This is a genomic window from Paraburkholderia lacunae (assembly GCF_003353175.1).
In the GTDB taxonomy this organism is placed as follows: Bacteria; Pseudomonadota; Gammaproteobacteria; order Burkholderiales; family Burkholderiaceae; genus Paraburkholderia; species Paraburkholderia lacunae.
Genome location: NZ_QHKS01000007.1, coordinates 338,186 through 360,892, shown reverse-complemented (window position 1 = coordinate 360,892; position 22,707 = coordinate 338,186). Strand labels below are relative to the sequence as shown.

Annotated in this window: 18 protein-coding genes and 5 tRNA genes; 16 read left to right on the top strand and 7 right to left on the bottom strand. The window is 62.7% G+C overall.

Annotation, left to right across the window (positions count from 1 at the left end; translation table 11 throughout):
- Window positions 1-168 precede the first annotated feature (168 nt).
- Window positions 169-960, bottom strand: a complete 792-nt coding sequence (gene fabI / locus DLM46_RS13455; protein WP_115101264.1) for an enoyl-ACP reductase FabI — start codon at window positions 958-960, stop codon at window positions 169-171.
- A 246-nt stretch (window positions 961-1,206) separates the two neighbouring features.
- Between fabI and DLM46_RS13450 the strand changes: the two genes are divergently transcribed.
- From DLM46_RS13450 to DLM46_RS13430, 5 genes are all read left to right on the top strand, one after another.
- A complete protein-coding gene (locus DLM46_RS13450) occupies window positions 1,207-3,144 on the top strand; it encodes an extracellular solute-binding protein (RefSeq protein ID WP_115101236.1) in 1,938 nt (645 codons plus the stop codon).
- A 42-nt stretch (window positions 3,145-3,186) separates the two neighbouring features.
- Window positions 3,187-4,224: a microcin C ABC transporter permease YejB gene (locus DLM46_RS13445; RefSeq protein ID WP_115101235.1), complete on the top strand. Its 1,038-nt coding sequence runs from the start codon at window positions 3,187-3,189 to the stop codon at window positions 4,222-4,224.
- Entirely contained in the window at window positions 4,224-5,330 is a 1,107-nt protein-coding gene (locus DLM46_RS13440) for an ABC transporter permease (RefSeq protein ID WP_115101234.1), read from the top strand. Before DLM46_RS13445 ends, DLM46_RS13440 begins: the two co-directional genes overlap by 1 nt.
- Entirely contained in the window at window positions 5,327-6,961 is a 1,635-nt protein-coding gene (locus DLM46_RS13435; RefSeq protein ID WP_115101233.1) for an ABC transporter ATP-binding protein, read from the top strand. Before DLM46_RS13440 ends, DLM46_RS13435 begins: the two co-directional genes overlap by 4 nt.
- 138 nt (window positions 6,962-7,099) lie before the next feature.
- A complete protein-coding gene (locus DLM46_RS13430) occupies window positions 7,100-7,765 on the top strand; it encodes a C40 family peptidase (RefSeq protein WP_115101232.1) in 666 nt (221 codons plus the stop codon).
- 180 nt (window positions 7,766-7,945) lie between these two features.
- Here the strand turns inward: DLM46_RS13430 and DLM46_RS13425 are convergent, their stop codons facing one another.
- Window positions 7,946-8,893, bottom strand: a complete 948-nt coding sequence (locus DLM46_RS13425) for a patatin-like phospholipase family protein (protein ID WP_115101263.1) — start codon at window positions 8,891-8,893, stop codon at window positions 7,946-7,948.
- A gap of 418 nt (window positions 8,894-9,311) precedes the next feature.
- Between DLM46_RS13425 and gltX the strand changes: the two genes are divergently transcribed.
- The 7 genes from gltX (at window position 9,312) to DLM46_RS13390 (ending at window position 12,268) form a co-directional block, all read left to right on the top strand.
- Window positions 9,312-10,721: a glutamate--tRNA ligase gene (gene gltX, locus DLM46_RS13420; protein WP_115101231.1), complete on the top strand. Its 1,410-nt coding sequence runs from the start codon at window positions 9,312-9,314 to the stop codon at window positions 10,719-10,721.
- Window positions 10,722-10,842: 121 nt separating this feature from the next.
- A tRNA-Ala gene (locus DLM46_RS13415) sits at window positions 10,843-10,918 on the top strand.
- Window positions 10,919-11,083: 165 nt separating this feature from the next.
- Window positions 11,084-11,159, top strand: a tRNA-Glu gene (locus tag DLM46_RS13410).
- A gap of 103 nt (window positions 11,160-11,262) precedes the next feature.
- Window positions 11,263-11,339, top strand: a tRNA-Asp gene (locus tag DLM46_RS13405).
- Window positions 11,340-11,400: 61 nt separating this feature from the next.
- Window positions 11,401-11,476: transfer RNA gene (locus DLM46_RS13400), tRNA-Glu, on the top strand.
- 85 nt (window positions 11,477-11,561) lie between these two features.
- Window positions 11,562-11,638, top strand: a tRNA-Asp gene (locus DLM46_RS13395).
- Between the two features lie 165 nt (window positions 11,639-11,803).
- Window positions 11,804-12,268 (top strand): GNAT family N-acetyltransferase, encoded by a 465-nt coding sequence (locus tag DLM46_RS13390; protein ID WP_115101230.1) that lies wholly within the window; start codon window positions 11,804-11,806, stop codon window positions 12,266-12,268.
- A 96-nt stretch (window positions 12,269-12,364) separates the two neighbouring features.
- Here DLM46_RS13390 and DLM46_RS13385 read toward each other — a convergent pair whose 3' ends face one another.
- Window positions 12,365-13,246, bottom strand: a complete 882-nt coding sequence (locus tag DLM46_RS13385) for an AraC family transcriptional regulator (RefSeq protein ID WP_115101229.1) — start codon at window positions 13,244-13,246, stop codon at window positions 12,365-12,367.
- 147 nt (window positions 13,247-13,393) lie between these two features.
- Between DLM46_RS13385 and rraA the strand changes: the two genes are divergently transcribed.
- Both rraA and DLM46_RS13375 read left to right on the top strand, forming a co-directional pair.
- Window positions 13,394-13,909, top strand: a complete 516-nt coding sequence (gene rraA / locus DLM46_RS13380) for a ribonuclease E activity regulator RraA (protein WP_115101228.1) — start codon at window positions 13,394-13,396, stop codon at window positions 13,907-13,909.
- 27 nt (window positions 13,910-13,936) lie between these two features.
- Window positions 13,937-14,338: a gamma-glutamylcyclotransferase family protein gene (locus DLM46_RS13375; protein ID WP_115101227.1), complete on the top strand. Its 402-nt coding sequence runs from the start codon at window positions 13,937-13,939 to the stop codon at window positions 14,336-14,338.
- A 180-nt stretch (window positions 14,339-14,518) separates the two neighbouring features.
- Here DLM46_RS13375 and aceB read toward each other — a convergent pair whose 3' ends face one another.
- Window positions 14,519-16,120 carry a malate synthase A gene (gene aceB, locus DLM46_RS13370; RefSeq protein WP_115101226.1) on the bottom strand — a complete coding sequence of 534 codons (1,602 nt, stop codon included), beginning with the start codon at window positions 16,118-16,120 and terminating at the stop codon, window positions 14,519-14,521.
- A gap of 96 nt (window positions 16,121-16,216) precedes the next feature.
- Window positions 16,217-17,020, bottom strand: a complete 804-nt coding sequence (locus tag DLM46_RS13365; protein ID WP_115101225.1) for a haloacid dehalogenase type II — start codon at window positions 17,018-17,020, stop codon at window positions 16,217-16,219.
- A 151-nt stretch (window positions 17,021-17,171) separates the two neighbouring features.
- Here DLM46_RS13365 and DLM46_RS13360 point away from each other — a divergent pair, with 151 nt between their 5' ends.
- Window positions 17,172-18,074, top strand: a complete 903-nt coding sequence (locus tag DLM46_RS13360; protein WP_115101224.1) for a LysR family transcriptional regulator — start codon at window positions 17,172-17,174, stop codon at window positions 18,072-18,074.
- Between the two features lie 171 nt (window positions 18,075-18,245).
- Window positions 18,246-18,680, top strand: coding sequence for a universal stress protein (locus tag DLM46_RS13355; RefSeq protein ID WP_115101262.1), 435 nt, complete (start codon window positions 18,246-18,248; stop codon window positions 18,678-18,680).
- A gap of 278 nt (window positions 18,681-18,958) precedes the next feature.
- Here DLM46_RS13355 and aceA read toward each other — a convergent pair whose 3' ends face one another.
- A complete protein-coding gene (gene aceA / locus DLM46_RS13350; RefSeq protein WP_115101223.1) occupies window positions 18,959-20,263 on the bottom strand; it encodes an isocitrate lyase in 1,305 nt (434 codons plus the stop codon).
- 641 nt (window positions 20,264-20,904) lie between these two features.
- Window positions 20,905-22,518, bottom strand: coding sequence for a DEAD/DEAH box helicase (locus DLM46_RS13345; RefSeq protein ID WP_115101222.1), 1,614 nt, complete (start codon window positions 22,516-22,518; stop codon window positions 20,905-20,907).
- Window positions 22,519-22,707 lie beyond the last annotated feature (189 nt).

Genomic DNA, 22,707 nt, shown 5'->3' with positions numbered 1-22,707 from the left:
CAGATCTACAACCAGGAACGACCGCATCATTCTTTAAAATACAGAACGCCCGATGAAGTTCATCGGGCGTTTCTAACCGCGAACAGCGGTGCGTAGGTGTCAACCTATGTCAGGACGGGTCACCGCGCTAAACCTACGGGCCGTCGACTCGCGTCAACGCATGCACATTTATTCGGCTACGGCAGCCATGCCGCCGACCACGGCGCTAAAGCCGCTGTCGACGTGCACGATCTCCGCCGTCACGCCGGCCGCCAGATCCGACAGCAGGAACGCCGCCGTGTTGCCGACCTGTTCGATCGTCACATTACGCTTGAGCGGCGCATTACCTTCGACGAATTCGAGAATCTTGCCAAAGCCCTTGATGCCGCTTGCGGCGAGCGTCTTGATTGGCCCTGCTGAAATGCCGTTCACGCGTACGCCCTTCGCACCGAGCGACACCGCCAGATAACGCACGCTCGCCTCGAGCGACGCCTTGGCAAGACCCATTGTGTTGTAGTTCGGGATAGCGCGTTCGGCGCCCAGGTAGCTCAGCGTGAGCAGCGACGCATCCGGTGTCAGCATCGATTGCGCGGCTTTGGCGAGCGCCGGGAAGCTGTACGCGGAGATGTCATGCGCGATGCGGAAATTTTCGCGCGTCATGCCGTCGAGGAAGTCGCCGGCAATCGCTTCGCGCGGTGCAAAGCCGATCGAATGAACGAGGCCGTCGAGGCCGTCCCAGTGTTCTTTCAGCGACGCGAAGAGGGCGTCGATCTGCGCGTCGTCGGCAACGTCGCACGGGAATACGAGGTTGCTGCCGAACTCGCTTGCGAACTCGGTAATGCGGTCCTTGAAACGTTCCCCGACATACGTGAACGCCAGTTCGGCGCCTTCGCGCTTGCAGGCTTGCGCAATGCCGTATGCGATCGAACGGTTCGACAGCAGGCCGGTCAGCAAGATTCGTTTACCAGCGAGGAAGCCCATGAATTCTCCTATTAAGGTCTGTGCGCGGCACACGAGGACGTCGCGGGCCCGGATGTCGAGCCTGCGCATGTCGCCGACGCGCATGTCGCCGACGCGCATGTCGCCGACGCGCATGTCGCCGACGCGCATGTCGCCGACGCGCATGTCGCCAACGCGCATGTCGCCAACGCGCAGGTGCGGATTGTGCGGATTTAATTAGGTAGAATTCTCTCACATTGCCACCGCCCTCTGACCAACAAGGCCCCTATGACAACTGGCTCGCGATGGGTTCAAACGCCTCGTGCACCTCGGCGCGGCATGATTCACAGGCTCTCGCGTGTCGGTCTACCGGTTGCGCCGCGTTCATTCAGAGCGAGGTTCGCCATCGCACTGTGCAGCGCGTGGGCATGGCTCGCCGCGCCGCAGGCACATGCGGTCTACGCAATCGCCCAATACGGCGAACCGAAATATCCGGCCGGTTTCAAACACTTCGACTACGTCAATCCGGACGCGCCGAAGGGCGGCACGCTGGTGCTGGCCAATCCGAGCCGGCTCACCAGCTTCGACAAATTCAATCCGTTCACGCTGCGCGGCAATACCGCGCCGGGCGTCAGTGTGCTGTTCGAAAGCCTGACGATTGGCAGCAGCGACGAAGTCGCCTCCGCATACGGCCTGCTCGCCGACGACATCAGCATCGCGTCCGACGGCCTCTCGACGACCTTCCACATCAACCCCCGCGCACGCTTCTCGAACGGCGATCCGGTCACCGCCGACGACGTCAAGTTTTCGCTCGACACGTTGAAGAGCCCGCAAGCCGCGCCGCAATTCGCGTCGATCTTCGGCGAGATCACGCGTGCGGTGGTGGTCGATCCGCACACGATCCGCTTCGAGTTTCATCAACGCAATCGCGAGTTGCCTTTGCTGGCGGGCGGGATGCCGGTGTTTTCGCGCAAGTGGGGGATGAAGCCGGATGGCAGCCGGATTGCATTCGATCAACTGGCGTTCGAAAAACCGATCGGCAGCGGGCCCTATTTGATCGAGCAGTACGACAACGGCCGCACGATCACGTACCGGCGCGATCCGAACTATTGGGGCGCGGCGTTGCCGGTGCGCGTCGGCACGAACAACTTCGAGCACATTGTCTACAAGCTGTATTCGGATGGCACGGCGCGGCTCGAGGCGTTCAAGGCAGGCGAGTACGACGCGCTGATAGAGTACGTCGCGCGCAATTGGGTGCGGCGCGACGTCGGCAAGAAGTTCGACAGCGGCGAGCTGATCAAGCGCGAGTTTGCGCAACATAACGGCACCGGCATGCAGGGTTTCATGCTGAACACGCGCCGGCCGTTGTTCCAGGATGTGCGCGTACGCAAGGCGCTCGATCTCGCGCTCGACTTTCAATGGCTGAACCGCCAGTTGTTCTTCAATCAGTACACGCGCATCGACAGCTTCTTTGCCAACACCGATTTGCAGGCGAAGGGGCTGCCTTCGCCGGGCGAGTTGGCTTTGCTCGAACCGTGGCGTTCGAAACTCGACCCAGCCGTGTTCGGTCCGCCGCCGAAACAGCCGGACACCGATCTGCCCGGTTCGTTGCGCGCCAATCTGCTGCAAGCGCGTGCGTTGCTGCAGCAGGCCGGCTGGACCTATCGCGACGGCGCGTTGCGTAACGCCAAAGGCGAGCCGTTCCGCTTCGAGATCCTCGACGACTCGGGTTCGTCCTCGTCGATGGAGCCGATCGTGGCGACCTTCATCCGTAACCTGCAGAAGCTCGGTATCACCGCAACGTTTCGCGTGTCCGATTTCGCGGTCTATCAGAAGCGTCTCGACGCTTTCGATTTCGACACGACCACGATCCGCATGCCGGACGTGCAGGTGCCCGGTTCGGAGCAGATCGACCGCTTCGGCAGCAAGGCTGCGGATACGACCGGCTCGGACAATATGGTCGGCCTGAAATCGCCGGCTGTGGATGCGATCCTGAATGCGCTCGTGCATGCGCAGACGCGCGAGCAACTGGTCGACGCAACGCACGCGCTCGACCGTGTGCTGATGCATGGCTACTATGTGGTGCCGCACTGGTACAGCGCGACGCACCGGGTGGCGTTCAAGCGCGGCCTTGCGTGGCCGCAGACGCTGCCCTTGTACTATTCAGCGGAAGGCTGGATCACGTCGACGTGGTGGTATGCACAGCCACAGCCACAGCCGCGCTGAAACGTCCATTCATTCACTGCCTTCGCACCGGAAATGCCGCCCATGTGGAGCTACATCCTAAAACGCCTGCTGTTGATGATCCCGACTTTGCTCGGCGTGCTGACGCTGACTTTCGGCGTGATCCAGTTCGTGCCGGGTGGCCCGGTCGAGCAGATGCAGCACGAGCTGCGCAAGGGCGCGGAGGGCGGCTCGCCGTTCGGCCTGCGCGCGCATAACGGCGTCGACGCGCAGCAAGTCGCGCAACTGAAGGCGCTGTACGGTTTCGACAAGCCGCCGCTCGAACGCTACGTCCTGATGCTCAAGCGTTTCGCGACGTTCGACCTCGGGCAGAGCTATTTCCGCCATCAAAGCGTGTGGTCGTTGATCGTTTCCAAGCTGCCGGTGTCGATCAGCATCGGCTTATGGACTTTCTTTCTCACGTACCTGATATCGGTGCCGCTGGGCATCGCGAAAGCGGTGCGCAACGGCTCGCGTTTCGACGTCGCGACGAGTCTGGTGGTGCTGATCGGCTACGCGATTCCGGGCTTCGTGCTGGGCGTGCTGTTGCTCGTGCTGTTCGGCGGCGGCACTTTCCTGCAACTGTTCCCGCTGCGCAATCTCACTTCGGACAATTGGGCGCAGTTGAGCCTCGGCGGCAAGATCGTCGATTACCTGTGGCATATCACGTTGCCGATCACGGCCTCCGTGGTGGGCAGTTTCGCGGTCGTGACGATGCTCACGAAAAACGCCTTCCTCGACGAGATCCGCAAACAGTATGTGCTGACCGCGCGCGCGAAAGGCTTGTCCGAGAAACGCGTGCTGTGGAAGCACGTGTTTCGCAATGCGTTGCTGCCGCTGATCGTCGGCTTTCCGGCGGCGTTTATCGGCGCCTTTTTCACCGGCAGCCTGCTGATCGAGACGCTCTTCTCGCTCGACGGCCTCGGCTTGCTGTCGTACGAATCGGTGGTGCGGCGCGACTATCCGGTCGTGCTCGGCACGTTGTATCTGTTCACGCTGATCGGTCTCGCGACCAAGCTGATTTCCGACCTTTGCTATGTGTGGGTCGATCCCCGCATCCAATTCGAACAACTGGAGCGTTGATGAATCGAGCCCGCCTTCCAGCCGACGTGGCGGCGCGTACCGAACCGGTTCGCGCATTCGTGTCGCCATCGCCCGCGCGCCGCGTCTGGCAGCGCTTTCGCCAGCAGCGACTTGGCTACTGGAGTCTGATCGTGTTCGTCGCCGCGTTCGCGGCGAGTCTTGCCGGTCCGCTGTGGTCGAACGACAAGCCGCTGGTGGTGCGCTACGACGGCCAGCTGTATTTTCCGATGTTCAAGACCTACGCGGAGACGACCTTCGGCGGCGACTTCCCGACACCTGCCGACTATCTCGATCCGTATATCAAGCATCGTTTCGACGCGCCCGGTAACTTCGCGCTGTATCCGCCGAACCGGTACTACTACGACACGTTGAACTACTTCTCGAAGGCGCCGAACCCGGCGCCGCCGTCGCGCGAGAACTGGCTCGGCACCGACGACCGCGGCCGCGATCTGTTCGCGCGCCTGCTGTACGGTTTTCGCGTGTCGGTCGAATTCGCGCTGGTGTTGACGCTGATCGGCACCGTGCTCGGGATTGCCGCGGGCGCCGTGCAGGGTTACTTCGGCGGACGTACCGATATCATCGGGCAGCGGCTGATCGAAATCTGGAGTGCGTTGCCGGAGCTTTACCTGCTGATCATTTTTTCGTCGATCTTCGAGCCGGGCTTCATCCTGCTGATCGTGCTGCTGTCGCTGTTCGGCTGGATCGGCTTGTCCGATTACGTGCGTGCGGAGTTTCTGCGCAATCGTCAGCAGGACTATGTGCGCGCGGCGCGGGCGATGGGGCTGTCGAACTGGCAGATCATGTGGCGGCATGTACTGCCCAACAGTCTGACGCCGGTCATCACGTTTCTGCCGTTCCGCATGAGCGGCGCAATTCTCGCGCTTACCAGCCTTGATTTTCTCGGCTTGGGTGTCCCGTCGCCGACGCCGAGCCTCGGTGAATTGCTGTCGCAAGGCAAAGCGAATCTCGACGCATGGTGGATTTCGTTGTCGACCTTCGGCGTGCTGGTCGCGATGCTGTTGCTGCTGACCTTCATGGGTGACGCGCTGCGCAACGCGCTCGACACCCGCATTTCCGATGCGATGCGCGCCGGAGGTAATCAGTGAGCGCCGGCATTGAGCAACAAGCACAGCCGGGCGTGAGCACGCCGCTGCTGGAACTCGATCGTCTGCGTGTGACGTTCGGCGATACCGTCGCGGTGAACGACGTCACGCTCGCGATCGAACGCGGCGAGCGGGTGGCGCTGGTCGGCGAATCGGGGTCGGGCAAGACGGTGACCGCGCTGTCGATTTTGCGTCTGTTGAGCGATGCGCAGGTGAGCGGGGCGATCCGTTTCGACGGCGAAGATCTGCTCGCCAAAAGCGAGCGCGAAATGCGCGGCATGCGCGGCTCGGACATCGCGATGATCTTCCAGGAACCGATGACGGCGCTCAATCCGCTCTACACGGTCGGCGACCAGATTGCGGAGACCATCGTCGTGCATGACGGCGTTGCGGCCGGCGAGGCGCGCAAGCGCGCGGTGGCGCTGCTGGGGCGCACCGGCATCGCGGAGCCGGGCAAGCGCGTGAATAGCTATCCGCATCAGTTGTCGGGCGGCCAGCGGCAGCGCGCCATGATCGCGATGGCGCTTGCGTGCCGCCCGCGCCTGCTGCTCGCCGACGAGCCCACTACCGCGCTCGACGTGACGATTCGCGCGCAGATCGTCGACCTGCTGCTGGAATTGCAACGCGACGAAGCGGCAAAGCGCGGCATGGCCGTGCTGCTGATCACGCACGACCTGAACCTGGTGCGGCACTTCGCGCAGCGCATCGCGGTGATGGAGAAGGGCGAGCTGGTCGAGAGCGGGCCGGTCGAGCAGGTGTTCGAGTCGCCGCAGCATCCGTACACGCAGCGGTTGCTGGCGAGCCGGCCGGAACGCACGGTCGTGCCGGTGTTGCCGATATCGCCGGTGCTGCTCGAAGCGCGCGAAGTTTCGGTCGATTTCAAGACGAAACTGCCGGGCTTGGGCGGCTGGTTCCGCTCGGGGCGCTTCCGCGCGGTCGCGGATGCGAACGTATCGGTGCGCCAGGGCGAGACGCTGGGGATTGTCGGCGAATCAGGTTCGGGCAAATCGACCCTCGCGATGGCGCTGCTCGGTCTGCAACGCACCGCTCATGGCGAGATCGAGTTTCAGGGCAGGCCGCTTCGCAGCTATCGCGGCGCCGAACAGACCACCTTGCGTTCGAACATGCAGGTGGTCTTTCAGGATCCGTTCAGTTCGCTTTCGCCGCGCCAGACCATCGAGCGGATTGTCAGCGAAGGGCTTGCGCTGCATCGGCCGCAGATGACCCAGGAAGCGCGGCGCGACAAGGTGATTTCCGTGCTGCGCGAAGTCGGACTCGACCGCACGGTGCTGTACCGCTATCCGCATGAATTCTCCGGTGGCCAGCGTCAGCGGATCGCGATTGCGCGCGCTCTGGTGCTGGAGCCGCGCATCCTGATCCTCGACGAGCCGACCAGTGCGCTCGATGTCTCGATCCAGCAGCAGGTGCTGAAACTGCTCGCCGGGTTGCAACACAAGTACAACCTCGGCTTCGTATTCATCAGCCACGATCTGGCCGTGATTGGGGCGATGGCGCACCGTGTGGCCGTCATGCAAAACGGTTCGATTGTCGAAAGCGGGGAGGTTGAGCAGATTTTTGCGACACCCTCCCATCCTTACACTCGAAAGCTGCTGAAAGCGGCGCTCGGCCATTGATTTTTCACCCCTTTCACCAATTGGGTGCGTGTCTCGATTGTATTTTTCTATTTCTTTTGACACACGAATACTTACTGGCTAGTATCGACCAAACTTTTTTCCGTAGCCCACTGATTTTTAGGCAAAAACTACCGACCAATGCAGCACAGAAATCTCACCCAGGCTTGTACGCGCGTCGTCGCCGGGATGTTCATTGGCGTCTTGATAGCAGCGGCTCCCGGCGCTTTCGCCGACGAAGTAAGCAGTTTTAATCAGAATGCCTCATATTCGACCTCCAGCGGGTCGAATTCTCTGTCCCCCCTGAATTCGCAATCGTCTGTCCCTGACAGCAACGGCGGCGCCAAATCGTTCCTGTCCGGCATGGCCGGGAAAGCGGGCGACGTGGTGGTCGGCGCGCTGAACATGATCGGCGTTCGTTACCGTTGGGGCGGCAATACTCCAGATTCGGGGCTCGATTGCAGCGGCTTTGTCCGTTACGTGTTCCAGGACACGCTCGGTATGGCGCTGCCGCGCCGCGCTGAAGAAATGAGCCGCGTCGGCGAGAAGGTCCGCGTGAGCGACCTCAAGCCGGGCGATCTGGTGTTCTTCAACACGATGCGCCGCACGTTCTCGCACGTCGGCATCTATATCGGCGACAACAAGTTCGTGCATTCGCCTTCCACGGGCAGCACGATCCGCGTCGACGATATGGATAGCGGTTACTGGGAAAAGCGCTTCACGGGCGCACGCCGGGTCGAGACGTCCTATCAGGACGGCGAGGAACTGCGCAAGCGCGTGAACGCTACGATCGGCGGCAACAACTGATCTGACGCGCGCCGGCAATATCGGCGCGACAAAAAAGCCTGCTTCGGATGAAGCAGGCTTTTTGCGTTTGAGCTCCAGCGTTTGAGCTCCAGCGTTTGCACTCTTCGACCTTCTGGCCGCGAGCGTCCCGCCTTTGGACGCCGCTGCGCCGGCTGACATAACCGACGCTTGACCGAGGGGTTAAACCGCTACGCGGCTCGCTGCCAGCTTGCGTTGCAACTCCGGCATCATCTTCGCCACCGCTTCCTCACCCGCCAGAATCGCCGCGTTACGTTGCGAAAAATCGCTGCCGCTCATGGCGGCGAGGTTCGGGCGGATCACGACGTCGGCGTACTTGTCGAGCTCATAGGCCTTGATGGTTTGGCCCATGATCGTGAAGGTCTGCATCAGCACGTCGAACGAACTGGCCGTCAACCCGCTCTCGGGGCGCTGCGAGATGTCGACGGCGATCACGAAGTCCGCGCCCATCTTGCGCGCGAACGAGGCGGGCACCGGGCTCACAAGGCCGCCGTCGACATATTCATGACCGCCGATCTTCACCGGCTCGAAAATCGATGGCACGCTGCACGAGGCGCGCACGGCGATGCCGGTGTTGCCGCGCTGGAACAGGATCGCCTGACCGGTCTTCAGATCGGTCGCGACGACGCCGAGCGGCTTGACCATCTTCTCGATCGGACGGTTGTTGAGTGTCGTATTCAGGTAGTTTTGCAGCGCGACGCCTTGCAGAAAACCGCGTGTGCGAAACGGCATCGCCCAGTCGCTGATCGACGCTTCGTCCATGGTGAGTGCGAGCTTGTTCAGCGCAAAGCCGTTCATGCCCGACGCGTACAGCGCGCCGACCACCGAGCCGGCGCTGGTGCCGGCCACCAGATCGACCTGGATGCTGCGCGCCTCGAGCGCCTTGATGACACCGATGTGGGCGAAGCCGCGCGCGGCGCCGCCGCCGAGAGCGAGGCCGACGCGGATCGGCCGTTGCGGCTTGTCGAGCGGCGGCGTGTTTGCCGCAGGCGTGGCGGCGACCGGCACAATATCGGTTTTGCTGCCCGTCGTGGTGCACGCGGCGAGCATGGCGGAGGCGGCGGCCAGCGAGAAATGGCGGCGGGCGAGGCTAGGGGATGACGGTTTCAACGAGTTCTCCAGCGACGGCACGGGCGACGCAATCGGCGCAACCGTGTACCGCGATCAGGCGGATAGTCAAACGGACGGGATCGCCGGCGGCGATCGCAATTCGCAGAGCGCGCGGCAGCTTTGGCGGTTCCCTGCTGAGCGGCGCGCGCACATCATAAATCAAAGCTTCAGGCGCGCGGCGAGCCGGTAATGAAACGTTGCAGAGGAAGCCTTCGGGCGCCGCGCGGCGTATGTCGTGCGCCGCGATTGGCCGTTTGGACGAAGGCGGCTAACAAGGCTTCGGAAGGTATAATTCGGCTCTCGCATTTTTTCCTTCGTGTCCGTGCACGGCGCTGTCTGCCGCATGGGCGCGGTCCGCTGCCGCGCTTTTCCGGTGAGGTTTGCCAGGCGCAGGCGCCCGTCTTCCGAGTAACCGCTTATGACCACCTCCGTTCGCACCCGCTTCGCACCGAGTCCCACCGGCTTCATCCATCTGGGCAACATCCGCTCCGCGCTCTATCCGTGGGCGTTCGCGCGCAAGATGAAAGGGAGCTTCGTGCTGCGGATCGAGGACACCGACGTCGAGCGTTCCACTTCCGAGGCTGTCGATGCCATTCTCGAAGGCATGGCGTGGCTCGGCCTCGACTTTGACGAGGGGCCGTTCTACCAGATGCAGCGCATGGACCGTTATCGCGAAGTGCTCAAGCAGATGCAGGACGCCGGGCTCGTGTACCCGTGCTACATGTCGACAGAAGAACTGGATGCGCTGCGTGAACGTCAACGTGAGGCCGGCGAAAAGCCGCGCTACGACGGCACGTGGCGCCCGGAGCCCGGCAAGACGCTGCCGCCGGTGCCGGCGGGCGTGCAGCCCGTGCTGCGCTTCCGTAATCCGCTCACCGGCGTGGTGGCGTGGGACGACGCGGTGAAGGGCCGTATCGAGATCTCGAACGAAGAACTCGACGACCTCGTGATCGCGCGCCCGGACGGCACGCCCACCTATAACTTCTGCGTGGTGGTGGACGATCTCGACATGCGCATCACGCACGTGATTCGCGGCGACGACCACGTGAACAACACGCCGCGTCAGATCAACATCTTGCGCGCGCTCGGCGGCGAACCGCCGGTGTATGCGCACTTGCCGACCGTGCTGAACGAGCAGGGCGAAAAGATGAGCAAGCGTCACGGTGCGATGAGCGTGACGGGCTATCGCGACGACGGCTATTTGCCGGAAGCCGTGGTCAACTATCTGGCGCGTCTGGGCTGGTCGCATGGCGACGCGGAAATCTTCACGCGTGAGCAGTTCGTCGAATGGTTCGACCTGGAGCATCTCGGCAAGTCGCCGGCGCAGTACGACCACGACAAGCTGAACTGGCTCAATGCGCATTACATCAAGGAAGCCGACAACGCACGCCTCGCGGACCTCGCGCGGCCGTTCTTCGCCGAACTGGGCATCGGCGAGGCCGCCGTCGCGCAAGGCGCCGATCTGACCGCGGTCGTGGGCCTGCTGAAAGACCGCGCGTCGACGGTGAAGGAAATCGCCGGGAACGCGGTGATGTTCTATCGCACGCCGGCACCCGAAGCGGATGCGCTGGCGCAGCACGTCACGGACGCAGTGCGTCCCGCGCTGGCCGATCTGGCTGCGGCGCTGAAGACTGTGGAGTGGAGCAAGGAAGCGATCGCCGCCGCGTTGAAGGCCACGCTCGGCGCGCACAAACTGAAGATGCCGCAACTGGCGATGCCGGTGCGTCTGCTGGTGGCGGGAACGACGCACACGCCGTCGATCGACAGCGTGTTGATGCTGTTCGGCCGGGATGTTGTGGTTGGCCGTATTGAAAAAGCGCTGGCCTGAGCGCGTCCGCGCGTGCAATGAGAGGGTTTGCATGCGACTTGCGAAAAAAGTCGCATGCAATTGCTCAAAGGGTATTTACAAAGCGCAAATTGGCCTCTAGAATCTCGTTTCTGTTCTGCAAGGGGGTATAGCTCAGCTGGGAGAGCGCTTGCATGGCATGCAAGAGGTCAGCGGTTCGATCCCGCTTACCTCCACCATCAGAGCAGAGTGAAGTGGTTCCGAAGTCTGGAGCTTGTAGGAAAAAAGACTTCACAAACGGCTGTAACGTAGTTAAAATAGCGGTCTTCGCAGTTGACGAAACGAAATAACTGACAAGTTAGCGTAAGTTGGCAACGAGTTAAAGACAGATCTGAAAAGATTATGTCCCCTTCGTCTAGAGGCCTAGGACATCACCCTTTCACGGTGAGTACAGGGGTTCGAATCCCCTAGGGGACGCCAAACATCAGCGTCGCTTTAGTGTTCGAATTTATGTTCGAGTAGCAGTAAAGCAGCGCAGCTTGCAGAGAAATAACCGACGCTCGCAAGCTAGGGTGTAAAGACTGGAGTGGTAGTTCAGTCGGTTAGAATACCGGCCTGTCACGCCGGGGGTCGCGGGTTCGAGTCCCGTCCACTCCGCCAGACAAAGCCCGTTCATGCAAACTTGAACGGGCTTTTTCATTAAAGGTGTAAGCAGTACGTTGTCCCCTTCGTCTAGAGGCCTAGGACATCACCCTTTCACGGTGAGTACAGGGGTTCGAATCCCCTAGGGGACGCCAAAACATCGGCGTCGTTCGGTCAGCAGTATGAACGGTGCGGCTTGTGCAAGCTGAGTCAAGGCTGCAAGCCATGGTGCAAAAATCTGGAGCGGTAGTTCAGTTGGTTAGAATACCGGCCTGTCACGCCGGGGGTCGCGGGTTCGAGTCCCGTCCGCTCCGCCAGATTTTAGAAAGCCCACTTCGAAAGAAGTGGGCTTTTTTTATGCCCCCTTTTTTCGCGCAAATTTCCGCGTCCGATTCCGTCCGGGGTATGCTCGGGACAAACAGCCATTGCCAGCACGCGTGGCCTGTTTTACCGTTGAGCCGACTCATCTTCGTCGTTCCGCCATGTTCGATCCAACCGAAGCTCCGTCACAGTTTCGTCTGCGTCAGGCCAGCATGGACGATTTCGAGTTTGCCGAGGCGCTGACCCGCAACAACATGGGCGGCTACTATCGCCGGCATCATCTGGTCTGGCGTGGCGATCTGTTTCTTGGCAGCTGGCGCGAGTCGGAGAATTTCATTCTCGAAGTGGAAGGTCAGCCGATTGGCGTGCTGCGCATCACGCAAGAAGGCGATTCGCTGCATATCCGTGACGTGCAGATTGCCGAGGGACATCGGCGGCTGGGCGCCGGGACATATCTGCTGGACATCTCTCATCAATGGGCACGTGAGCGCGGGCTGCGCGAGCTGCAACTACGCGTGTTCGTCGACAATCCCGCAGCACGTCTTTATCAGCGCAAGGGCTACAAGCTGGCCGGGCCGCGTCTCGCGCAACTCGGCGCGATCCGCCATCTGGCGCGGCGCGTTTGAGGCGTTTGAGGCTTGTTTGAGGCTTTACCATGCCGGCAATGCGCCGGCATTGCTCACTGAGCATTCGCGTGGCACCCGGGCAGCACCCGGAGTCCCTCAGGCATCTGTCCGGTGGTGAGCCGCCTTGTCGTTTGTCTCTTCATCGGCACGTTCATCATTGTCCGCACGATGTTCCGAACCGCGCTCGATGAACGCCCGTGGACTTGCCCCAAACGCCCGCCGAAACATCGCCGAGAACGCGCTCTGGCTCCGATAGCCCAGCTCCAGCGCGACATGCGATAGCGGCCGTCCCTGGCTCAGGAGTGGAATTGCGCGCGCCAGAATCGCTTGCTGACGCCATTGCGAAAAGCTCACGCCTAACTCCTGACGAAACAGTCGCGCGATCGTGCGCGTACTCGCGCCCACGCTCGACGCCCATTGCTCGAGCGATTCGCCGTGAGTCGGATCGGCGATCACCGCCTCGCACAGCGCGCGCAGGCGCTTCTCGTTCGGCATCGGCACTGACAGCGGCAGCGGCTCCGAGCGCATCAGTTCGTCGAGCGCGAGCGCGCCGAGCAATTGTTCGCGCTTCGCCGAGATGCCGGGCGTATCGAGCGCGGCGATCACCTCGCGCAGCAGATCCGACACCTCGACCACGCGGGGCGTATCCAGTCCTGGCGGTACGGTGCTTTCGGTGATGTACAGCGTGCGCAGGAATGCGTCTTCGATGGCGAACACTTCATGTGTGACATGCGGCGGCACCCAGATCGCCCGCGACGGCGGCACCATCCACGTCGTGCCGGTCGTCGCGACCCGCAGCACGCCGCGCGACGCGTACGCCACCTGCGCCCACGCGTGCGTATGACGAGCGATACGCCAGCCTGAAGGCATCTGCCGCGAGCGTACGCGGATCGGGTGCATCAGGGTCGGCTGGAACTCCGGCGGGATGTCGGCGAAGTGGACGAGGCTCGACTGGTCTGAGTCGGCGGACGAAGTCATGGTGAAGATCGATCCAGATAGACGGCTCAAAAAGCGTACAACCCAATGGCACACGCCCCCCAATAGCGGTACGGGCTTCCCATTGTAGGTTGCGTGAGAACCGACGTTGCATAATGTGCCGATTGCGCCGACCCTAAGGAGAACCTCATGAGCTTTGCAACCGCGGACTTGTGCGATGCGCACGAGGACCAGCTGTCGCTCGGCACGTTGCGCGTGCTCGAGCCGGTCTTCCATCTGTTTAGCCGCGCCGAGTGCTTCAGCGGCGAGGCGGTCACGCTGAAAGTGTTCGAAGACAACGCGCTCGTGCGCGCCACGCTCGAAGAGAAGGGCGCGGGCCGTGTGCTGGTGGTCGACGGCGGGGGGAGTCAGCGTTGCGCGCTGGTTGGCGGCAATCTGGCGCAACTCGCGGAGCAGAACGGCTGGGCGGGCATCGTGCTCAACGGCTGCGTGCGCGATACGCTGGAGCTCAATGAGATCAACGTGGGCGTGGCGGCGTTGGGAACCTGTCCGCGACGCGGCCAGAAGCTAGGCACGGGCGAGCGCGACGTGCCGGTGCAACTGCCGGGCGCGACCGTGCGTCCCGGCGAATGGGTCTATGCGGATATCGACGGCTTGCTGGTGGCTAGCGCGGCGCTGAACCGAGCTGAATCCGCAGACAACTGAACACACAATCAAGGAGAGCAGACGACGATGGAAACCGTCTTTGTATACGGCACGTTGCGGGCCGGTGAGGTAAACGACATCAGCGAGGCCGCGGCGCGGCGCGGCCTCGCCGCGCCGAACCTGCTCGGCACGGCCACTGTTCGCGGACACCTGTTTGACTTCGGCTCGTATCCGGGGCTCGTCGTCGACGAAGCGGGCGTCGACGTCAAAGGCGACGTGTACGAGATCGACGATGAACTGGTCGCGGTACTCGACGAAATCGAAGCGGTATATCCGAACGTCGGGGGTGTCTTCCTCGCGCACGAAGTCATGGTGAAGGTGGACGGCAACGCGGTGAATTGCCGTTTCTATCCGGTGACGCCTGGAGCCGTCAAAGGTCTGCATGAAATCCGCTCGGGCGACTGGGTCGAGCATCGCAGAACGCGGTAACCGGAAGCGGAAAAACGCAGCAAAAAACGCAGCAAAAAAACGGCCCGGCAAGCATGAGCCTGTCGGGCCGTCCGGTCGGTCAGCCTTGCGACTCCGGCCTCTTTCACCGCTTGCATGGCTGGCGAGGGCGGGTCCGGTACTGCGTCGTCGGTGACTGATGAATGCGGCTTCTCAAGGGCCTCAGATTTCCTCGTACAGCGGCAGCGTCAGGAAGTCGGTGAACTGTTCCGAGGTCGACATCTCCTCGAAGATCTGTGCGGCACGCTCGTACGGCTTGGTATCGCCGCCGACCGCCTGCTTCACGTTGGCGAGTTCCTGCGCCGACAGCTCGCGCACCAGCTCGGCGGTCACCTTGCGGCCATCGTCGAGCTTGCCCTTCGGCGAGCGAATCCATTGCCACACCTGTGAGCGCGAGATCTCCGCGGTGGCGGCGTCCTCCATCAGATTGTGAATCGGCACGCAGCCATTGCCGGTGAGCCACGAACCCAGGTAGTGAATGCCGACGTTGATGTTGTTGCGCAGACCTGCTTCGGTGATCGGCGCTTCCGGACGGAAGTCCATCAGATCGGCGGCCGTGACGAGCACGTCGTCGCGCTGCTTGCCGATCTGGTTCGGTTCGTCGCCGAGCACCTTGACGAACTCTTCCATCGCGATCGGCACGAGGCCCGGATGCGCGACCCAGCCGCCGTCGTAGCCGTCGCCCGCATCGCGCGCCTTGTCCGAACGCACGCCGCCCATGGCCTTGTCGTTCGCTGCCGGATCGTTCTTGATTGGAATCAGCGCACTCATGCCGCCGATCGCCGGCGCGTTGCGGCGATGACAGGTCTTCAGCAACAGCAGCGCGTACGCGCGCATGAACGGCGAGGTCATCGTGATCCGGGAACGGTCGGCGAGGCAGAAATCCTTGTCGCTCCTGAACTTCTTGATCGCCGAGAAGATGTAGTCCCAGCGGCCGGCGTTCAGGCCCGAACTGTGTTCGCGCAGCTCGTACAGGATCTCGTCCATTTCGAATGCGGCGACGATCGTTTCGATCAGCACCGTCGCGCGAATCGTGCCGCGCGGCACGCCCACGGCTTCCTGTGCCGCGACGAAAATGTCGTTCCACAGGCGCGCTTCCAGATGGCTTTCCATCTTCGGCAAATAGAAGTAGGGCGCCGTGCCGCGCGCTACCTGTTCCTTCGCGTTGTGAACCATGAAGAGCGCGAAGTCGAAAATGCCGCCGCTGACGCGCTGGCCGTCCACCGTCACGTGCTTCTCGTCCAGATGCCAGCCGCGCGGACGCACGATCAGCGTGGCGATCCTGTCGTTCAGCCTGTACGACTTGCCGTTCTGTTCGAGCGAAATCGTGCGGCGCACCGCATCCTTCAGATTGATATGTCCGTTGATCTGGTTGTCCCAGCTCGGCGCATTCGAATCTTCGAAGTCGGTCATGTACGAATCCGCGCCCGAATTCAGTGCGTTGATGATCATCTTGCGTTCGACCGGACCGGTGATTTCCACGCGGCGGCGTTGCAGATCCTGCGGCAGCGGCGCGATTGTCCAGTCGCCTTCGCGAATAGGCTTCGTCTCGGCGAGGAAGTCGGGGCGCTCGCCGGCATCGAGGCGCCTGGTGCGTTCCGCACGCGCCTGCAACAGCGCCTGCCGGCGAGGTTCGAACGCGCGATGCAGCGCGGCGACAAGCTCGAGTGCGTCGCGCGTGAGGATAGCCTCAAAGCCCGGCCTGATCTCAGCGGTGATTTCCATGCCCTGCGGCAGCTGCGACGATGAAGGCGTGTTCGCCATGGTTTCTCCTTGGTCGGTCAGATTGCAAAGATGCAGATGTTGAAAATGCGGTTGAAATGCCTCGTGTGGTCTGAGCTTGGGCTGCAGCGGTAGCCGTCAGGCGCCAGGGCTGTGGCGCGTGCGGCTGCCGCCGCTGCTGCCGCGTTCGGGCGGCACGAGGGTTTGCAGAAAAGCGAGCAGGTCGTTCATGCTCCCGCCCGCGCCATGCGGCGCGACGCCCAGTTCTTCGGCTGGCGCGTTTTGCCGGTTGAGCCAGAAAGTGGTGAAGCCGAACCAGGTCGCACCCGCCACGTCCCAGCCGTTCGACGATACGAAGACGATCTCGCGCGGCGGCGCGCCGAAGGCTTGTGTGCCGAGCGCATAAGCGGCGGGCGAAGGTTTGTAGGCGCGTACTGCGTCAACGGACAGAACATGATCGAACAGACCCGTCATGCCGGCGCTCTTCACGGCGATGTCGAGCATTTGCGGATTGCCGTTCGAGAGGATCGCCAGACCGGGCCGTGTGCCGCGTTTGCCGCCCGCAGGCGCGGAGGGCGGCTCGCGCAACTGGCGCAGCGCGGGCACGGCATCGGGGAACGCGGACAGGCACGCGTATTCGTCCATCAGACGCTTTTCGGCGGCGCGATTGAGCCTGAGCTGAAGCTTCTTCGCGGCGAAGCGCAACGCGTCGATCGTGATGTCCCAGAACGGCTGGTAATGCACGCTGGGCGTGCCGGCCGGGTCGGCGAGCGTGCGCAATTGCGTGTATTCGATTTGCTTGAGACGCCACAGCTGCGAGAGCGCGTCGCCGTGGCCGGGGAACATCTGTTCTGCGGCAGCGATCACCGAGTGCACGTCGAAAAGCGTGCCGTAGGCATCGAAAATCACTGCTTTAGGGAAGAGTGTCGTTGTGGCCGACATTGCCGTGCGCTCCTATCAGAGGTCAGGATGGATTGTATTAGTGATGGTCTGCGCTAAAAAATAGTCTAAATATCACTTGATCTTTTACTTTCATAAACCTAATCTGACCTGCACTAACCACTTTCATGCGCAATTCCGGCTCTGCCCCGTCATGGACCGTTTCAAGCAGATCGAAACTTTCGTCGCCGTCGCGGCAAAGGGCAGCCTGTCCGCCGCGGCACTGGTCGAGGGCGTCGCGCCCGCGATCATCGGCCGCCGCATCGACGCGCTCGAAGAGCGTCTCGGCGTCAAGCTGCTGGTGCGCACCACCCGCAAGATCACGCTGACCTTCGAGGGCTCGGCGTTTCTCGAAGACTGCCAGCGCGTCATTCACGATATGCAGAACGCCGAGGCGAGCGTGTCGGCGGGCGGCGTGAAGGCGAGCGGTCATTTGCGGCTGTCGGCGCCAGCGGGTTTCGGCCGCCGGCACGTCGCGCCGCTGGTGCCCGCGTTTACCGTCGCGCATCCGGATGTGTCGATCACGCTTGATCTGTCCGACCGGCTGGTCGATCTGGTCAACGAGGGTTTCGATTGCGCGGTGCGGCTCGGCGAGTTGCCGGATTCGTCGCTGGTGTCGCTCAAGCTCGGCGAAAACCGCCGCGTGTGCGTGGCCTCGCCCGCGTATCTGAGCCGGCGCGGTGCGCCGCATACGCTGGCCGATCTCGCGCATCACAACTGTCTCGCGCTCGGCGCGAGCGCCAACCAGCAGCGCGGCTGGACGTTCCAGCAGGGCGACAAGGTCATGTCGATCAAGGTGTCCGGCACGATGGAATGTTCGGACGGCGCGGTGCTGCATGAGTGGTGCCTCGAAGGTTATGGCCTCGCGTGGCGCTCGTGGTGGGAAGTCGGCAGCGATATCGCCGCCGGGCGGCTGGTGAGCGTGCTCGACGAGTTCGCTGCGCCGCCGATCGGCATTCATGCGGTGTTTCCGCAGCGCCGTCATTTGCCGTTGCGGGTGCGGCTCTTTCTCGATTTTCTCAAGCATACGTATAGCGATCCCGGTTACTGGGGCTGACGTTCGCGAGGCTCAGGCGACGCCGCGCACGGGGTTTCCGATATGCGGACAGACCCGCACACGTGTCATGCGCGTGATATCGGCGCACTACAATCGATTGCAGCGGCTTGCATGCCGGGCCTCGTTGGACGCTGACGCCGCGCGGCGAGCCGCATGGCGACGGAGGGCATCATGTTCAGGCACATCCTGGTTCCGACCGATGGTTCAGACCTGTCACGTAAAGCAATCGACGGCGCCATCGATCTCGCGCAGGCCGTCGGCGCGCGTGTGACGGCTTATGCGTGCCTGCCGCAATATCCGTACTCGCCGTTTTCCGAGGTCGTGATCGAGCCGCCGGCCGAATTCCTGCAGCGCAGCGAGCGCGAGGCGCGCGTGCATCTACGGGAAGTGGAGCTGGCCGCGCGCCGCGTGGGCGTCGCGTTCGACAGCCGCACCAGCGTGCATCCGGCGCCCTATCTCGGCATCATCGAAGCGGCCGAGCAGGGTGGCTGCGACGTGATTTTCATGGCTTCGCATGGACGGCGCGGTCTTGGCAGCCTGCTGATCGGCAGCGAAACGCAGCGGGTGCTCACGCATACGAAAATTCCGGTGATCGTGTATCGCTGAGCATGCCGGTCCGGTCCGGCGTGTGTGGCGCATTGCGAAAAAAAGCGCCGGCGATGAGGCCGGCGCGCGGTATGCATCGCCGCACGATCCGCCGTGCGAGCGCTATCTCCCAGATTCCAGCCCTATGGCTCTCTGGCCCTTTAGTCCTGTGGGTCCAGTGAGCTCCGGCTCTGCGGCCATGTTGTTCTCCTCCCTGACAGCGGCCCTCTGGCGGGGCCTTTTGCCGTCTGTCTGCCATGCCGTTCTTGCGATCAGACCGCGCTATGTCATGTGGCCTGTTACGCGACCTTCTTGTCGAAGAACTGTTCGTCTTCCGTCGAGCCGTGCAGCGCGGTCGTCGATGCTTCGCGTTCGACCGTTTGCGTGACGGCGTCGAAGTAGCCGGTGCCGACTTCGCGCTGGTGCTTCACGGCGGTGAAGCCCTTTTCGGCGGCTGCGAATTCGGCCTGCTGCATTTCGACGAACGCGCTCATCTGCGTGCGGGCATAACCGTGTGCGAGGTTGAACATCGAGTAGTTCAGCGCGTGGAAGCCTGCCAGCGTGATGAACTGGAACTTGTAGCCCATCGCGCCGAGTTCCTTCTGGAACTTGGCAATGGTTGCGTCATCGAGGTTCTTCTTCCAGTTGAACGACGGCGAGCAGTTGTACGACAGCAGCTTGCCCGGGAATTCCTTGTGGATCGCTTCCGCGAATTTCTTCGCGAATTCGAGGTCCGGCTTGCCGGTTTCGCACCAGATCATGTCGGCGTACGGCGCGTAGGCGAGACCGCGCGAGATCGCTTGCTCCAGACCCGGCTTCGTGCGGTAGAAACCTTCGACGGTGCGCTCGCCGGTCAGGAACGGCTTGTCGTTGTCGTCGATGTCCGAGGTGACGAGGTCGGCGGCTTCAGCGTCGGTGCGAGCCAGCAGGACGGTCGGCACGCCCGAGACGTCGGCGGCCAGACGCGCGGCGGTCAGCTTGGCGATGTTTTCGCGGGTCGGCACGAGCACCTTGCCGCCCATGTGGCCGCACTTTTTCACCGAGGCGAGCTGGTCTTCGAAGTGCACGCCCGCGGCGCCGGCTTCGATCATCGCCTTCATCAGTTCGAACGCGTTCAGCACGCCGCCGAAACCGGCTTCAGCGTCGGCGACGATCGGCGCGAAGAAGTCCACGTAGCCTTCGTCGCCCGGGTTCTTGCCTTCCGACCACTGGATCTGGTCGGCGCGCGTCAGCGTGTTGTTGATGCGCTTCACGACGAGCGGCACCGAGTTCGCCGGATACAACGACTGGTCCGGGTACATTTCGCCGGCGACGTTCGCATCGCCCGCCACTTGCCAGCCCGACAGATAGATTGCCTTGAGGCCGGCCTTCACTTGCTGCATGGCCTGGTTGCCGGTCAGCGCGCCGAGCGCGTTGACGAACGGCTCGTTGTGGATCGAATCCCACAGCTTTTCCGCGCCGCGCCTGGCGAGCGTGTGCTCGACCGGCACCGAGCCGCGCAGGCGCACCACGTCGTCGGCGGTGTACGTACGCTTGATGCCTTTCCAGCGCGGGTCGGTTTCCCACTGCTGCTGAAGTTGTTTGGCTTGTTGTTCGCGGGACATGGTGTGCTCCTTGGTTGCCTGTGATGGATAGGTGACTCTGTCGACCAGAGTTGGCGCTTTAGCTGTCGGCCGGGGTTAGCGCTTCAGCTGTCGGCCGGAGTTAGCGCTTCAGCTGTCGGCCGGAGTTAGCGCTTCAGCGCTTACTCCGGGCTCATGCAGAGCACTTACTCCGGGCCCATGCAGAGCGCTTCCTCTGGTCCTATGCAAGAAACTTGCGGTCTTCGTCGAAGCGGCTGGCCCGGTCAGGCGTTTCGTTTCGTGAAGTCTTATATAAGAGTCTAGGCAAATCAGTAGTCGGACAATAGCTGCCCGGGAGCGTTTTTGGAATATTTATATTTGTTTTAAATCAAATACTTATTGCATTCATTCCGCATTAAGAAATGTGGTTTTCCATCTCGCAATAAGACTTGTTGTGCCTTGCAGCACGATTTTTTACGACGCAAAAAAATTTTCCACATGGTGAAATTTGGGCGGAGCCCAAATACGGACAAAAAAAAACCGGCGCATGAGCACCGGTTTCTTCCGACTGACGAACGGCGCAGGGCCGTCCGGGTCTTTCTTCAAGCTGACTTCCGCGGTAATCGGGCGGCGCGCATGGCGGCTGCCCGGTTACTGCCTCACTGCAACTCGACAGTCGCGGCTTAGCTGCCGCGGCGCGCCGTGCGCGGGCCATCGCTACGGCGTGCGCCGTAGCCGCCGTCACGCGAACCGCCGTAACCTTCACGCGAACCGGAACCGCCGTAGCCTTCGCGCGAACCGCCGCCAGCCGACTTGCCGGCCCAGCCGCCGCCATTGCCGCTGCCGCTGCGAGCGCCGCCGCCGTTGCCGGCCGGCTTGCCTGCGCCGCTGCCAAAGCGCCGGCCGCCGCCGTTGCCGCCGCCCGGACGGCCACGACCGCCAAAGCCAGGACGGCCGTTGCCCGACGGAGCCGACTTGCGCGGCTCGAAGCCTTCGACGACGTTGACCGGCAGCGGGGTGCGCACGAAGCGCTCGATGCGCTTCAGCGCGCCTTGTTCAGCGTGATGCACGAGGCTCACGGCGATACCCGAGCGGCCGGCACGGCCGGTACGGCCGATACGGTGCACGTAGTCTTCGGCGAACTTCGGCAGGTCGTAGTTGAACACGTGCGTGATGCCCGGGATGTCGATGCCGCGAGCGGCGACGTCCGTGGCGACCAGCACGCGCACGCGGCGCTCGCGCAGCGCGCGGATGGTGCGGTTGCGTGCGCCTTGCGGCAGGTCGCCGTGCAGCGCTGCCGATTCGAAACCGGCATCGGCCAGACGCCCGGCCAGCTGGTCCGCGTCCATCTTGGTTGCCGTGAAGACGATAGCCTGATCGAGGCCGGCGTCACGCAGCAGATGGTCGAGCAGACGATCCTTGTGATCGCGATCGTCGACATAGTGAACGGTTTGCGCGATGTTGGTGCGTTGTTCGAGGCGCTGAACGATCTCGATACGCTCCGGATCCTTCAGCAGGCGGCCGGTCAGCGAACCGATCTTGCCGTCGAGCGTGGCCGAGAACAGCATGGTTTGGCGCGTGGCCGGCGTAGCGGCAACGATCGTTTCGATGTCTTCGATGAAGCCCATGTCGAGCATGCGGTCGGCTTCGTCGAGCACGAGGATCTGCAGTTGCGACAGATCGATACGGCCGCGTTCCAGGTGGTCGATCAGACGGCCCGGCGTGGCAACCAGGATTTCCGGGTTCTTCGCCAGCAGCATCAGCTGTTGACCGTAAGCGACGCCGCCCAGAATGCTGACGGTGCGCAGACGCTTGAGGTGCTTGCCGTACGTGGCAGCGGCGGTGGTGACCTGCATAGCGAGTTCGCGGGTCGGCGTCAGAACCAGCATGGTCGGACGGGCAACCGGTTGCGGACGGCGCGTGCGGCCGCCGTCAGCCGGGCGCGGCTCACGCGGCTGGCTGGCTTGCGCTTTTTGCAGTTGCGAGAAACGCTCGATGGCGGGCAGCATGAACGCGGCGGTCTTGCCCGAACCGGTCGGGCTCGAGACCAGCAGGTCGCGGCCGGCGATGCCGGCGGGGATGGCGCGTTGCTGAACCGGGGTCGGCGTTTGGTAACCAGCGGCGGTCAGCGCGGAGACAACATCCGCGGACAGGCCAAGCGACGCGAACGACGGGCCGGCGGGCGCTGCGGCGACGGCTTCCGGCGCGGCAGCGGCTGCTGCGGGTGCGTCGGCGAGACCGAGGGCTTGGTCGGCGATGGCGTTCAACGGGCTGCTGGGGGTATTGCTCGAAGTCATGAGAATCCTTGAAACGATCCTGGAGGATGCAGGGAATTAAAACGTCGGCGCCAATCGGCATACCCAAGTCGTCGGATTCAGCGAGCAAAGAAGCAGCGAGCAAATCGAAAAACGGGGGCAGCTCGCGACAATGAAGGCGAGCTTTTCGTTAGAAGCTGTATCGGATGCGACATGCCAACACGGCGTGTC